We start from the raw sequence: 13,200 nt of genomic DNA, 5'->3' as shown, positions 1-13,200 counted from the left end.
GTCGAGCCGTGCGCCGTCGCCGGCGAAGTAGTAGCCCTGGTCGCGGAACTTCTCCCAGTACGTCTCGACGAAGCGGTCCGGGTCGCCCCAGATGCCGCGCAGCATGCTCGGCCACGGCTTCGTGACGACGAGCAGGCCTCCATTGCCGTCGCCCACCGGGGCACCCGATTCATCGACGACGTCGATGGCGATGCCGGGCAGCGGAACCTGCGCCGAGCCGGGCTTGGTCTCGGTCACGCCCGGGAGCGCGGAGATCATGATCGCGCCCGTCTCCGTCTGCCACCACGTGTCGACGATCGGCGTGTTCTTGCCGCCGATGACCTTGCGGTACCACATCCACGCCTCGGGGTTGATGGGTTCGCCGACGGAGCCGAGGAGGCGCAGCGATGACAGATCGAACTTTTTCGGGACGGCGCGGCCGATCTTCATGAACGACCGGACGGCCGTGGGGGCGGTGTAGAAGATCGAGACCTTGTACTTCTCGATGATCTCCCACCAGCGGCCGGGATGCGGGGTGTCGGGCGTGCCCTCGAAGAGCACCTGCGTCGCGCCGTTCGCGAGAGGGCCGTAGACGACGTACGAGTGCCCGGTGATCCAGCCGATGTCCGCCGTGCACCAGAACACGTCCGTCTCGGGCTTGAGATCGAACACGTTCTTGTGGGTGAACGCCGCCTGGGTGAGATACCCGCCCGACGTGTGCAGGATGCCCTTGGGCTTGCCCGTGGTGCCTGACGTATAGAGGATGAAGAGCGGGTTCTCCGCGGGGAACGGCTGGGCGTCGTGGTCGGCGGATGCCGCGGGCACGACATCGTGCCACCAGATGTCCCGGCCCTCGGTCCACTCCACGGCGTTCTCGCCGCGGCGCACGACGAGCACGTGCTCGACGGTTGCCTGCACGCCCGACCCGTTGCGGTCGGCCAGTGCCATGTCGACCGCCGGCTTGAGGGGGGAGACCTTGCCCTTGCGATAGCCGCCGTCGGCCGTGATGACGAGCTTCGCGCCCGCGTCGTCGATGCGCGCACGCAGGCTGTCGGCCGAGAAGCCGCCGAAGACGACCGAATGGATGGCTCCGACGCGGGCGACGGCCAGCATCGCGGCGACGGCCTCGGGGATCATCGGGAGGTAGATGGCGACACGGTCACCGGCCCCGATGCCCAGGCCGGCCAGCACATTCGCCACGCGCTTCACCTCATCGGTCAGCTCGGCGTACGTGACGGCGCGGGAATCGCCCGGTTCGCCCTCCCACAGAAGCGCGACGCGGTCGCCGTTGCCGGCCGCGACGTGCCGATCGAGGCAGTTGTACGAGACGTTCAGCTCGCCGTCGTCGAACCACTTCGCGAACGGGGGGTTCGACCAGTCGAGCGTTCGCGTGAAGGGGGTGTGCCAGTGCAGAAGCGAGCGCGACTGGTCGGCCCAGAACTCCGCGCCGCCTTCTTCCGCGGCGGCGTACAGGTCTGCCTTCGCGACGGCGTTCGCGGCGAAGCGCTCGGGCGGCGCGAAGCGCCGGGTTTCGTTGAGGAGGTGATCGATCTGGCTGCTCATGCGATGCGCGCTCCTTTGCTGCGGGAGTGGGATGCCGCGCGCGGCGGCGACATCGAGAATCTATCCCCGGGGCGCCGCCGTGGCTACCACCGAAAGTCGGTGGCCGCCTCGGGAACGACACGACCGATATACCGGTGCGGGGCCGCAGATTTCGTTTGGACGGGGCAGGGAAGTTAAGTATGCTCATCACCGGCCGAACATCGATTCTGGCATCGCAACACCCGAACCCCCCGAGCGGGTGTTGCGGGTGGCGGCATCCCATTCCCCCCATGGGATGCCGCCCCTCTCCCTCGTTGACCGCGCCGACTCCTCCCCAGGATGACCGGTGAGATCGCCGTCCCCGGATTGCCGCAGGCGCCCTGAAAGGGGAGCCCCGGCCTCCTAGCGTCGCCGTATGCCCGCACGCTTCGTCGCCGCGCCCCGCGCGATCGGTGACCTCGGTCGCTTCGAAAAGGCCGCCGAAACCTTCCCCGCGCCAATTGCGTCCCGTCCAGTGGGATCGGAGTTCGGCGCGCTCGCCGCTCACCTCGCCGATCCCGCGGTCACCGACCTGTTCGTGAACGGCGCCGACGGGCTCTTCGTCGACCGCGGCACGGGGCCGGTGCGCGATGAGGAGTGGCGCGCGGCCGAGCGCGAGGTCCGGGAGCTTGCCACCACACTCATCGCGCTCGGCGGGCGTCACATCGACGAGGCTTCGCCCTGCGTCGATGTCCGCCTCGAGGGCGGGGTTCGCATCCATGCCGTGCTTCCGCCGGTGTCGACGACGGGAACCGTCGTGTCTGTGCGGGTGCCACGCCTCGCCCATCCCGACCTCGACGAACTCGCACGGCAGGGCACGTTCGCTCCGGGCGTGCGGTCGTGGCTCATCGAGACCGTCCTCGCCCGTGAGAATCTCCTGATCACGGGCGCCGCCGGCACCGGAAAGACGACGTTGCTCGGCGCGCTGCTCGCCCAGGCGCCGGTCTCGGAGCGCATCGTCACGATCGAGGATGTCGCCGAACTGCGCATCGCGCATCCCCACCACGTGGCGCTCGAGGCCCGCCAGGCGAACCTGGAGGGTGCCGGCGCGATCGGTCTGGCGCGGCTCGTGCGCGAGGCCCTGCGCATGCGGCCCGACCGGCTCGTCGTGGGGGAGTGCCGCGGAGAAGAGGTGCGCGAACTGCTCGCCGCCCTGAACACGGGTCACGACGGTGGCGCGGGAACACTGCACGCCAGCGGGCTCGGCGACGTTCCCGCCCGCCTCGAGGCGCTGGGAGCGCTCGCCGGGCTGGATGATCGCGCCCTCGCCCGGCAGGTGGTGAGCGCGATCGGATTCGTCCTCCACCTCGAGCGCTCGCCCGAGGGCGCCCGCCGGCTCGCGAGCGTCGGCCGGCTCGCGATCGACGGCGGCCGGCTCTGCATCGAGGAGGTGACCCCGTGGTCGTGAGACGCAGGCGGGATGCCGCGGCGCCGGCTGCGGCATCCGTCGCCGATACGGTGCTGCGGCTCGCCGTGCTGCTCCAGGCCGGCATTCCTCCGGCGGGCGCGTGGCGTCACCTCGCCGAGTCCGGCGACTCGGCGGCGCAAGGCGTCGTGGGGCGGGTCGGGGCGGGCCGGACTCTGCCCGACGCGATCGTCGGTGCGGGAGGCGCCTGGAGCGAGGTCGCCGCCGCATGGGACGTCGCGACGTCCGTCGGGGCCCCGCTCGCCGACAGCCTCCGCGGACTCGCCGAGGCGCTCCGCGACGCGCACGAGGCGGCGGATGATGTCCGGATCGCGCTGGCGGAGCCGGCGGGAAGCGCCCGGCTCATGCTGTGGCTCCCCCTCGCGGGCGTGGCGCTGGGGACGGCGCTGGGATTCGACACGTTCGCGACGCTCGTCGGCAGCCCGTTCGGGTGGGGGTGCCTCGCGGGCGGACTCGGTCTTCTCTTCCTCGCGCAGCGGTGGACGCGTTCCCTCGTGCGGAAGGCTCAGCCACCGAACGAGGTTCCGGGACTTCACGCCGAGCTCGTGGCCATCGCCCTCTCGGGTGGGGTTTCCGTCGAACGGGCGCGTCGCCTCGTCGCCGATGCTCCCGGGGCTCCCGACTCCGCGGGGAGCGACACCGGCGCGATCCTCGCGCTGTCGCGCAGCGCCGGTGTTCCTGCCGTGGAGCTGCTGCGGGCGTCGGCCGCGACGGCGCGGCATCGCGCGCGCACCGACGGTCGCCTGCGCGCGTCGCGCCTGGCCTCCAGACTCCTTCTTCCGCTGGGCGTCTGCACGCTCCCGGCATTCCTTCTCCTCGGCGTCGCCCCGATGATGCTGAGCGTCCTCACGACGACGCCACTGCCGTTCTGACCCGCGACAAACAGCCACCTGTCACCCACGCACCCACAAGAGAGAAGGAGCACATCATGTCCGATTCGAAGGCCACTGAAATGACCCCCCTGGCCCCGCTGACCTCGCTGACCCCGCTGACGCGCCGACGCGCCGCGTCCCTGTTCGGCGACGATACGGGGGCGGCCACGGCCGAGTACGCCATCGCCACGATGGCCGCTGTCGCCTTCGCCGGCCTTCTGGTCGTCATCATGCGCAGCGACGAGGTGCGCGGCATCCTCACAGACCTCGTCCGGCGCGCGCTCACGGTCGCATGATCCGAGGCGACGACGAGGGCTCCGTCTCGGCGGAATTCGCCGTCGCGATGCCTGCAGTGATCGTGGTGCTCGCCCTCGGGGTGGGCATGCTGATGGCCGGTGCGCAGCACGTGAGGCTGCAGGATGCCGCGGCCGATGCCGCTCGACTGGTCGCCCGAGGCGAGCCCGAGTCCCGGGCCGCCGCCGCCGTCGCGGATGCGGTCACCGGTGCCGCCACGACCATCCAGCGCAGGGGCGACCTCGTCTGCGTCACCGCATCGACGGCGGCGAGTCTGGGCGGACTCATTCCCGCCCCGCTCACCGCCACGAGCTGCGCGCTCGATGGAGGGCTCTGATGGCGGGCACGGTGGCGAGCGTCGGCGTCGTGGCGTGCCTGGCGTCGTTCGCCGTCGGCTTCGCGGTCGTCGGCGGAGCGTCGGTCGCGGGTCAGCGCTTGGCGGGCGCGGCCGACGCCGCCGCCCTGGCGGCCGCGGACGCCGCATCGGGCGCGGTGACGGGCGACCCATGCGCTCGTGCCGACGAAGTCGCCGCAGCGGTCGGCGCCCAGGTCGCGGCGTGCGACGTCGACCGTCTCGTTGCCACCGTCTCGGTCGAGGGGAGCTTCGCAGGCCTGGTCCTGCGGGCGTCCGCCCGGGCCGCGCCACCGCCTTCGCTGTGAACCGCACCCAGAAAGGGGTGTGTATGGTGTGCTTCGAAGAAAGGACGCCCCCTTGGCACAAGGCAAGAAGCTCGTCATCGTCGAGTCACCGACGAAGATGAGGTCGATCCAGGGCTACCTCGGCGACGACTACGAGGTCCTCAGCTCGGTGGGGCACATCCGCGACCTCGCCGATAAGAAGAGCATCCCCGCGGAGCACAAGCAGGCATACGGCAAGTACTCCATCGACATCGAGAACGATTTCGATCCGTACTACGTCGTGAGCGATCGCAAGACCAAGACCGTCACCGAGCTCAAGCGCGCGCTCAAGGGCGCCGACGAAGTCCTGCTGGCCACGGATGAGGACCGCGAGGGAGAGGCCATCGCGTGGCACCTTCTCCAGGTGCTCGATCCCAAGGTGCCGGTCAAGCGCATGGTCTTCCACGAGATCACCAAGGACGCCATCCGCGAGGCCGTCGACCACACTCGCGAGCTCGACCTCGCGCTCGTCGACGCGCAGGAGACCCGCCGCATCCTCGATCGCCTGTTCGGCTGGGACGTGTCACCCGTGCTCTGGTACAAGGTGCAGACGGGGCTCTCCGCGGGACGCGTGCAGTCCGCCGCGACGCGCATGGTCGTCGACCGCGAGCGCGATCGCATGGCGTTCGTCTCCGCGTCGTACTGGGATGTCGAAGCCCTCGCGGCCAAGCAGGACTCCGCGTTCACGACCCGGCTCGCGCGCCTCGACGGCGCGCCGATCGCACGGGGGACGGATTTCGACGACCTCGGTCAGCTCAAGAAAGCCGTCGTCGTCCTCGACGAGGCGGCGGCCCGCGACCTCGCGGCTGCCATCGAGCGCGCGGGCGCGGCATCCGTCGCGAAGATCGAGGCGAAGCCGGGTACCCGCCGACCGTACGCGCCCTTCACGACGTCGACCCTGCAGCAGGAGGCCGGCCGCAAGCTCTCGATGAGCGCCAAGCAGACGATGTCGACGGCGCAGCGCCTCTACGAGAAGGGCTACATCACCTATATGCGCACCGACTCGGTCGCGCTGAGCGCGCAGGCGATCGAGGCCGCTCGCTCGCAGGCGGTCGCGCTGTACGGTCAGGGCGCGGTGCCGCTCAACGCCCGCGTGTACAAGAGCAAGAGCAAGAACGCGCAGGAGGCGCACGAGGCGATCCGCCCCTCGGGCGAGGAGTTCCGCACCCCCGCATCGGTCTCCACCGAACTCGACCGCGACGAACTGCGGCTGTACGACCTGATCTGGAAGCGTACCGTCGCGAGCCAGATGTCGGACGCGACCTACGAGACGACGACCGTCACGCTCGAGGTGAAGGCCGGCGACCAGCTCGCCGAGTTCACCGCGTCGGGCACGGTGTACACCTTCAAGGGCTTCCTGCAGGCGTACGAGGAGGGCCGCGACGAGAAACGCGGCGACGACGACAAGGCCGACGACCAGTCCCTTCCCGCCCTCGCGGTGGGAGACGCGCTGACCGTCAGCAACGTCGAGCCGAAGGGCCACGCGACCACCCCGAAACCCCGCTACACGGAGGCGAGCCTCGTCAAGGCGCTCGAGGAGAAGGGCATCGGGCGCCCGTCGACGTTCGCGAGCATCATCGACACGATCATCGACCGCGGCTACGTGGTCAAGCGCGGCCAGGCGCTGGTTCCCAGCTGGCTCGCGTTCAGCGTCGTCCGGCTGCTCGAGCAGCACTTCGCAGATCTGGTCGACTACGACTTCACCGCCGCCCTCGAAGACGACCTCGACGCGATCGCCCGCGGTGAGCAGAAGCGCGTGGAATGGCTGCGCTCGTTCTACTTCGGCTCCGACGACCAGGTCGGGCTCCGCAACATCGTCGACAACCTCGGCGAGATCGATGCCCGGGCGCTGAACTCGACGCCGATCACCGAGACGGCGACCCTGCGGTTCGGCAAGTACGGCCCGTACCTGGAGGTCATCGATCCGGAGCAGCCCGAGGCGAAGCCCCGCATCGTCAACATCCCCGACGACCTCGCCCCCGACGAGCTCACCGCCGCGAAGGCGCAAGAGCTCATCGAAGCGCCCGTCGCGGGTGACCGCGTGCTGGGCGAGAACCCCGACACGGCGAAACTGGTGGTCGTCAAGGACGGCCGGTACGGGCCCTACGTCACCGAGGTCGACCCGGTGGATCCCGAGGTCGTCGACCCGATCACGGGCGCCCTCGTGCCGGCTGAGGAACCAGCCGATGCCCCGAAGAAGCGGGGGGCGAAGAAGGAAGCCGCGCCCAAGCCCCGCACGGCGTCGCTGTTCAAGGACATGTCGGTCGAGACGATCGATCTTCCGACCGCGCTCCGGCTGCTGGAGCTCCCCAGGGAGGTCGGCACCGATCCGGAGTCCGGGGAGGTCATCACCGCGCAGAACGGGCGCTACGGGCCATATCTGAAGAAGGGAACGGACTCGCGCTCCCTCGACAGCGAGAGCCAGATCTTCGATGTCACGCTCGAGCAGGCACTCGAGATCTACGCGCTCCCGAAGTACGGTGCGCGCCGGCCCTCGAGCGCCCTCAAGGAGTTCGAGGCAGATCCGGTGAGCGGAAAGCCCATCCGCATCCGCGACGGACGCTTCGGCGCCTACGTCACCGACAGCGAGACGAACGTCACGATCCCGCGCGGCACGACCGTCGAGGAGATCACGTTCGAGCGCGCCGTCGAGATGCTCGCCGACAAGCGAGCAAAGGGACCGGCACCGAAGCGCACGACTCGCAAGGCTCCGGCCCGCAAGGCGCCGGCGAAGAAGAAGTGACGGTGCCCGAACGAGTCGAGCCCGGGCAGTCCGGGCCGCACGGACTCTGGGTCACGCTCGAGGGCGGTGACGGCTCGGGCAAGACGACCCAGGCCCGCCTGCTCGAGGAGTGGCTGGCCGCATCCGGTCGCACCGTCGTGCGCACGCGCGAGCCGGGCGGCACGGAGGTCGGTTCGCTCATTCGCGACATCGTGCTGCACCACCGCGGCGACATCGCCCCGCGCGCCGAGGCCCTGCTCTACGCGGCCGACCGGGCGCAGCACATCGCGACGCTCGTGCGCCCTGCGCGGGAGCGCGGCGACGTCGTCATCCAGGATCGGTACCTCGATTCGTCCGTCGCCTACCAGGGCGCCGGACGCGTGCTGGATGCCGGCGAGATCCGCGAGCTGTCGCTCTGGGCGGCCGGGGGAGCGCTGCCCGATGTGACGGTGCTCCTCGACCTCGAGCCGACCGTCGCGCGGAGCCGGCTCGATGCGGACGACAAGCCGTTCGACCGGCTGGAGGCGGAGCGCGACGAGTTCCACGCCCGAGTGCGGGACGCGTATCTGACGCTTGCCGCAGCCGAGCCCGAGCGGTTCCTCGTGCTCGACGCGACGCGGCCGATCGACGAACTCGCGGCCGCCGTGCGCCAGCGCGTCGAGCGCGCACTGGCTCGATAGAGCCCGCGTCGGTGGCCGAGGTTAGGCTGAACGGCATGCAGGGGGTCGAGGTCGAGACGCGTTCCTCGTCGGCGGCCCTTCCGTGGGGTGCGGTGTGGGGGCAGGACGATGCGGTGAACGCCCTGCGCGCCGCCGTCGCCGACCCCGAGAGCATGACTCACGCCTGGCTGCTCACCGGACCACCCGGATCCGGACGGTCCACGCTGGCCTACGCCTTCGCGGCGGCCCTCATCGCCGGCGACGAGGGCGATGAGCCGACCATGCGGCAGGTGATCGCGGGAACGCATCCCGACCTCACGGCCCTGCGCACCGAGGGCGTCATCATCTCCATCAAAGATGCGCGTGCGCTCGTCGAGCGCTCCTACTTCGCCCCGGCGCTCGGCCGTCACCGCGTGATCGTCGTGGAAGATGCCGATCGCATGACCGAGCGAACGTCGAACGTGCTGCTCAAGGCCCTCGAGGAACCCCCCGAGCAGACGGTGTGGGTGCTGTGCGCGCCGAGCGAAGCCGACCTGCTGCCGACGATCCGCTCGCGCGTGCGCGGACTGCGGCTGCGCGAACCCAGCATCGACGACGTCGCGCGGCTGATCGCCACACGCACGGGGGTGGATGCCGTCACCGCCGAGCAGTCCGCGCGACACGCGCAGCGCCACATCGGCATGGCACAGCGTCTGGCGACGGATGCCGCGTCCCGCGCGCGCCGCGACGACACACTGCGCGCCGTGCTCCGCGCCCGGGGTGTGGGCGACGTCGTCGATGTGGCGGGCCGCATCGTCGCCTCGGCGACGGAGGACGCGAAGGCCCTCACCGCCGAGCGCGACGAGGCCGAGCGCACGTCGTTGCTGCGCACCTTCGGCGTGGCCGAGGGCGCCGCCGTGCCCCCGGCCGTCCGCTCACAGCTCTCGGCCCTCGACGACGAGCAGAAGCGCCGCGCCACGCGCAGCCTCCGCGACGGCATCGATCGCGTGCTCACCGACCTCCAGTCGATGTTCCGCGACGTGGTGATGCTGCAGTTCGGGCGCGACGACTCCCTCATCAACCGCGAACTGGGTCCCGAGCTCCAGGCGCTCGCCGACGCGTGGACTCCCGAGCGCACCCTCGTCGTGCTCGACCATCTCGCCGACACCCGCCTCGCCCTGGAGCAGAACGTCGCCCCCACCCTCGCACTCGAAAGCTGGCTCGTGACCGTCACGAGCGGAAGGACCCCGTGAAGCACCCCCTCCGCCGCGCACGCCGCGGCCTCGCCGTCGTCGCTGGACTGGTCGCGGCATCCATCGCCCTCTCGGGATGCATCTACACCTTGATCCCCGGGCAGCGCTCCGGCCCCATCGCGACGGCGACGCCCGACACCGCCGGCGTATCCGCCGACCTGCTGCCCTACTACGGGCAGAGCCTCGAGTGGAGCGCGTGCGACGGGTTCGAGTGCGCCACGGTCATCGCACCCCTCGACTGGGCCGAGCCCGCAGCGGGCGAGATCGAACTCGCCATCATCCGTCAGCCCGCGACCGACGGCACCGCGATCGGCTCACTGCTGATCAACCCCGGCGGCCCGGGCGCGAGCGGGGTGTCCCTCGTCCGCGACTCGATCGGGTTCGCGGTGGGCACGCCGCTGCAGGAGGCCTACGACGTCGTCGGGTTCGACCCGCGCGGCGTCGGCGACTCGACGGCGGTGACGTGCTTCGACGCCGCCGAGATGGACGCCTATCTGTACGACATCCCGCCCGGCACCCGAGGCAGTGCCGAGTGGGATGCGGCGCTCGAGGAGCGTCATCGGCACTTCGCCGAGGCCTGCCAGGCGAACAGCGCCGGCATCCTCGAGTACGTCACGACCGACAACTCGGCCCGCGACATGGATCTGCTCCGCGCCGTGCTGGGCGATGCGAAGCTGAACTACCTGGGCTACTCGTACGGCACGTTCCTCGGCGCCACGTACGCCGAGCTGTTTCCCGACCGCGTCGGGCGACTGGTGCTGGACGGCGCAGTCGATCCGTCGATCTCGGGGCTGGATGTCGGAACGATCCAGGCGATCGGGTTCGAATCGGCGCTCCGGGCCTACATGGCCGATTGCCTGGCGGGCAGCGACTGCCCGTTCCGTGGGAGCGTCGACGAGGCGATGGCCGACGTGGGTGCGCTGCTGGCGAGCGTGGACCGGTCGCCGCTTCCGGCGGCGGATGACCGCCTGCTGGGCGCGGACGCCCTGATGACCGCGATCGTCGCCGCGCTCTACTCGCAAGACAACTGGCCGTACCTGACCTCGGCCCTGGAGGGGGCCCTCCAGGGCGATCCTGAGACGGCCTTCTTCCTGGCCGACTTCTACAACGGCCGCGAGGGTGGCATTTACGTCGACAACTCGAGCGAGGCGTTCCGGGCCTACAACTGCATGGACTATCCGGCCGACACGACCGCCGAGGACGAGGCCGCCGCCGACGCCCTCATCGCCGAACGGGCGCCGACGATCGCGCCTTACGGGTTGGGCCCCGACAGCTGCGACTCCTGGCCCTTCCCGCCCACGGGGGTGCGCGGCCCGATCGCGGCCGAGGGCGCAGATCCGATCCTCGTCGTCGGCACCACCAACGACCCGGCGACGCCATACGAGTGGTCGGTGGCCCTCGCCGGACAGCTCGCGTCCGGCGTTCTGATCACGCGCGTGGGCGAAGGCCACACGGGCTACAACAAGGGCAACGCGTGCGTCGACACCGCCGTGGAGCGGTACCTCATCGATGGCGAGGTGCCCGCCGGCGACATCCGCTGCGAGTAGACGCAGCAGGGCGGGGGCCGTGGTTCGCGGCACCGCTCGCGACGAGGTAATATCGATGCTTGTGCATGCGCAAGCGACGCGCGCCACCTTAGCTCAGTCGGCAGAGCGATTCACTCGTAATGAATAGGTCAAGGGTTCGATTCCCTTAGGTGGCTCCATTGGAAGAGGCCGTGAACTCAAGCGCACATGTGATCGGCGCGATCGCCGAGATCTTCACCTGGACCGGCCTCGGCGCCGGGCTGCTGCTCGGCACGCTCGCACTGGTGCTGAAGGTCGCGGACGGGTCGTGGCTTCCGGCCCGGGCGGTCGTCGAGCCCGACGATGCGGGCCACTTCGTGCGCTGGCTCGATCATGAAGGAGAGATCGGCGAGGCGCCCCTGAGCGAGCCGGAGTACGCGTCGTTGCACGGGGCGGATATGGCCGACATCTACTACCGCGTCGGTCGGCGGGATCGGATGCGGCTGCACCGCGGTTCGACGCTGGTTCGCGCCCTCGGCTGGCTTGCCGTGGGGTTCGCGGCACTCGGCCTGATCTCCTTCACGCTGCAGCTGATCCTGCTCTTCGCAGAGGGCTGAGCGCGCGGCTTGAGCGCGCGGCTCAGGCGGCGCCGGAGCGCTCAGGCAAGCGCGAACAGGCCGCCCGCGGCGAGCGCGAGGGCGAGCCCGACCCACTGCACCGCCGCGATCCGCTCCCGCAGCACCACGGCCGCCAGCAGGATCGTGCCGGCCGGGTACATCGCGGTCAGCACCGACATCACCGCCAGGTCTCCGAGCCGCAGCCCGAACAGCAGGAATGCGTTGGCCACGGCATCCAGCACGCCGCAGACCACCGCGAGCGCGATGCCGCTGCCGACGGCGTCGCCGCTGACGACCGGGCGCCGGGCATCGGCGACGTCGACATGGCCGGTCGGCGTGCCGCCGGCCGGGATGCCGTGCGTAGGGAATGCGAAGGGTCCATCCACGCCCGGATGAAGGCGTGCGAGCACGGCGAGCACCGCGATCGCGAGCGACACAAGGAGCAGGCTGGCGGCGCGGCTGGCGATGAGGGGCACGATGCCGCTGTCGGATGCCGGCTGGTCGAGCACGATGAGGAATCCACCGATCGCCACGCCGGCCCCGATGGCCATCACGATGCCGCGCGTGCGGGGTCGCACGATGCCCTCGCCGGGCACGAAGCCCACGAGCACGACCGCGACCAGGGCCACGCCCAGACCGAGGTACGCGAGACCGCTGAGCTGCTCGCCTTCGACGAGGAGGCCCCAGATCAGCGGGGCGATCGCCGAGACGACCGCCGTGAGCGGGGAGAGGATGCTCATGGGTCCGATCGCGAGACACGCGTAGAGCAGCACGACGGCCAGCGCCCCGAAGACCCCGGACAGGGCGCCCCACCCGAGGGCGCCCGCCGTCCATGCGCCGCCGAAAAGCGGCGCCACGAGCAGGAACAGCACCAGCCCGGTCGCGGCGGCGATGGCCGTGACGAGGATCGACCGCAGCCGCTTCGCCGCCAGCCCGCCCAGGAAGTCCGCGCCGCCGTAGATGAGGGCCCCGCTCAGACCGATGACGGCGGTGATGATCACGCGTCTCAGCCTAGATCGGGGTGCGCTCGACGATTTTGCTAGCTAAGCTAGCTATATGGCCGATCCGAAGCGTCGGTCGCTTCGCGAAGCGACCCCCCGCTCGACGACGCGCTGGCTTCGCATCGGCGTGCCCGCGCTTCTGATCCTCGTCTGGCTGGTGGCCGGGGCGATCGGCGGGCCGTACTTCGGCAGGGTCGACGAGGTGTCGACGAACGACCAGTCCTCGTTCCTTCCCGAGAGCGCGGACGCCACCCGGGTGGCCGACCTGTTGCCGCAATTCCTCGGTGTCGATGGCATTCCCGCGGTCATCGTTGCGACCGCAGAAGGGCAGCTGAACGGCGACGAGCTCACCGACCTGCAGTCGGTCGCCGACGCCGTGGCGCGCCTCGAGGGAGTCAGCGACGGCGTCTCGCCGCCGATCGTGTCAGAAGACGGCGAGGCCGCGCAGATCTTCGTGCCGATCAAGAGCGGTGAGGCCAGGGAGACCGTCGATTCGATCCGGTCGACGGTGCAGGCGGGCCTCCCCGACGGGGTGGATGCCTGGGTCACAGGTCCCGCCGGGTTCACCGCCGACCTCGTCACGGGGTTCTTGGGCATCGACGGACTGCTGCTCGGCGTCGCGCTGGGCGCCGTG

At 70.5% G+C, this 13,200-nt stretch carries 13 protein-coding genes and 1 tRNA gene; 12 read left to right on the top strand and 2 right to left on the bottom strand.

Features of this window, described 5'->3' with window-relative positions:
* The coding region (gene acs / locus VNT50_RS11110) for an acetate--CoA ligase (protein ID WP_325485181.1) at positions 1-1,542 on the bottom strand (1,542 nt) is incomplete at its 3' end.
* A gap of 394 nt (positions 1,543-1,936) precedes the next feature.
* Between acs and VNT50_RS11105 the strand changes: the two genes are divergently transcribed.
* From VNT50_RS11105 to VNT50_RS11055, 11 genes are all read left to right on the top strand, one after another.
* Positions 1,937-2,968: a TadA family conjugal transfer-associated ATPase gene (locus tag VNT50_RS11105; RefSeq protein ID WP_325485180.1), complete on the top strand. Its 1,032-nt coding sequence runs from the start codon at positions 1,937-1,939 to the stop codon at positions 2,966-2,968.
* Positions 2,959-3,858 carry a type II secretion system F family protein gene (locus VNT50_RS11100; protein WP_325485179.1) on the top strand — a complete coding sequence of 300 codons (900 nt, stop codon included), beginning with the start codon at positions 2,959-2,961 and terminating at the stop codon, positions 3,856-3,858. Before VNT50_RS11105 ends, VNT50_RS11100 begins: the two co-directional genes overlap by 10 nt.
* 56 nt (positions 3,859-3,914) lie before the next feature.
* Entirely contained in the window at positions 3,915-4,154 is a 240-nt protein-coding gene (locus tag VNT50_RS11095; protein ID WP_325485178.1) for a DUF4244 domain-containing protein, read from the top strand.
* A complete protein-coding gene (locus VNT50_RS11090; RefSeq protein ID WP_325485177.1) occupies positions 4,151-4,489 on the top strand; it encodes a TadE family type IV pilus minor pilin in 339 nt (112 codons plus the stop codon). The genes VNT50_RS11095 and VNT50_RS11090 overlap by 4 nt, the downstream gene beginning before the upstream one ends.
* Complete coding sequence (locus tag VNT50_RS11085) at positions 4,489-4,812, top strand: Rv3654c family TadE-like protein (RefSeq protein WP_325485176.1); 324 nt, start codon at positions 4,489-4,491, stop codon at positions 4,810-4,812. Before VNT50_RS11090 ends, VNT50_RS11085 begins: the two co-directional genes overlap by 1 nt.
* 52 nt (positions 4,813-4,864) lie before the next feature.
* The gene (gene topA / locus VNT50_RS11080; protein ID WP_325485175.1) at positions 4,865-7,573 is read left to right on the top strand and encodes a type I DNA topoisomerase; all 2,709 of its coding nucleotides are present in this window, start codon (positions 4,865-4,867) and stop codon (positions 7,571-7,573) included.
* A 2-nt stretch (positions 7,574-7,575) separates the two neighbouring features.
* Complete coding sequence (tmk, locus tag VNT50_RS11075) at positions 7,576-8,232, top strand: dTMP kinase (protein WP_325485174.1); 657 nt, start codon at positions 7,576-7,578, stop codon at positions 8,230-8,232.
* Between the two features lie 35 nt (positions 8,233-8,267).
* On the top strand, positions 8,268-9,443 hold the full coding sequence (locus tag VNT50_RS11070) for a DNA polymerase III subunit delta' (protein ID WP_325485173.1): 1,176 nt from the start codon (positions 8,268-8,270) through the stop codon (positions 9,441-9,443).
* The gene (locus VNT50_RS11065; RefSeq protein WP_325485172.1) at positions 9,440-10,990 is read left to right on the top strand and encodes an alpha/beta hydrolase; all 1,551 of its coding nucleotides are present in this window, start codon (positions 9,440-9,442) and stop codon (positions 10,988-10,990) included. The genes VNT50_RS11070 and VNT50_RS11065 overlap by 4 nt, the downstream gene beginning before the upstream one ends.
* 82 nt (positions 10,991-11,072) lie before the next feature.
* Positions 11,073-11,148 (top strand) — tRNA-Thr (locus VNT50_RS11060).
* A 12-nt stretch (positions 11,149-11,160) separates the two neighbouring features.
* Positions 11,161-11,565: a hypothetical protein gene (locus VNT50_RS11055; protein WP_325485171.1), complete on the top strand. Its 405-nt coding sequence runs from the start codon at positions 11,161-11,163 to the stop codon at positions 11,563-11,565.
* Positions 11,566-11,606: 41 nt separating this feature from the next.
* Here VNT50_RS11055 and VNT50_RS11050 read toward each other — a convergent pair whose 3' ends face one another.
* The gene (locus VNT50_RS11050; RefSeq protein WP_325485170.1) at positions 11,607-12,566 is read right to left on the bottom strand and encodes an EamA family transporter; all 960 of its coding nucleotides are present in this window, start codon (positions 12,564-12,566) and stop codon (positions 11,607-11,609) included.
* Positions 12,567-12,621: 55 nt separating this feature from the next.
* Between VNT50_RS11050 and VNT50_RS11045 the strand changes: the two genes are divergently transcribed.
* Positions 12,622-13,200, top strand: a 579-nt coding sequence (locus VNT50_RS11045) for an MMPL family transporter (RefSeq protein ID WP_325485169.1), incomplete at its 3' end; no start/stop codon positions are given.

Source organism: Microbacterium sp., assembly GCF_035554235.1.
GTDB lineage: Bacteria > Actinomycetota > Actinomycetes > Actinomycetales > Microbacteriaceae > Microbacterium.
This window is presented reverse-complemented; position numbering and strand designations above follow the sequence as displayed.

What these genes read in the sequence shown, in the direction of transcription:
- VNT50_RS11090 (WP_325485177.1), top strand. Translation starts at nt 4,151, where the DNA reads ATGATCCGAGGCGACGACGAGGGCTCCGTCTCGGCGGAATTCGCCGTC.
- VNT50_RS11105 (WP_325485180.1), top strand. Translation starts at nt 1,937, where the DNA reads ATGCCCGCACGCTTCGTCGCCGCGCCCCGCGCGATCGGTGACCTCGGT.
- VNT50_RS11085 (WP_325485176.1), top strand. Translation starts at nt 4,489, where the DNA reads ATGGCGGGCACGGTGGCGAGCGTCGGCGTCGTGGCGTGCCTGGCGTCG.
- VNT50_RS11070 (WP_325485173.1), top strand. Translation starts at nt 8,268, where the DNA reads ATGCAGGGGGTCGAGGTCGAGACGCGTTCCTCGTCGGCGGCCCTTCCG.
- VNT50_RS11095 (WP_325485178.1), top strand. Translation starts at nt 3,915, where the DNA reads ATGTCCGATTCGAAGGCCACTGAAATGACCCCCCTGGCCCCGCTGACC.